Source organism: Alcanivorax sp. HI0007 (assembly GCF_001635525.1).
GTDB lineage: Bacteria > Pseudomonadota > Gammaproteobacteria > Pseudomonadales > Alcanivoracaceae > Alcanivorax.
Map to the genome: position 1 here is coordinate 1 of NZ_LWEJ01000050.1, position 284 is coordinate 284.

Sequence of the window (284 nt, forward strand, 5' to 3'; positions counted from 1 at the left end):
GAGAGCAAGAACCGTAGTGACGGCGGTAATCAGCTTCTTCATGGGTGTATCCTGCTTGTTATTGCTTGTATGGGGGCAACCCCGATACTAGTGGGAATGATCCTGAAAGGGAAAAACCCTAGCGCCTTGCCCCGGAGCGATTAGGTCAATTTCCATCAGTTGCGGTCAGGGCGGCTGGTGCGACGAACCTCCCCCGGGGTGCGACCGGTCCAGCTCCGATAGGCCTTGCTGAAACTGGCCTGATCGCTGTAGCCAAGCTGGTCGGCAATCTTTTCCAGGGGCAT

General features: G+C 56.7%; 1 protein-coding gene. It reads right to left on the reverse strand.

Annotated features, from left to right (window positions below; all coding sequences use genetic code 11):
* Positions 1-155 precede the first annotated feature (155 nt).
* Entirely contained in the window at positions 156-284 is a 129-nt protein-coding gene (locus tag A3714_RS17470) for an AraC family transcriptional regulator (protein WP_156493816.1), read from the reverse strand.

Coding starts and splice junctions, on each gene's coding strand:
- A3714_RS17470 (WP_156493816.1), bottom strand. CDS start 284: ATGCCCCTGGAAAAGATTGCCGACCAGCTTGGCTACAGCGATCAGGCC.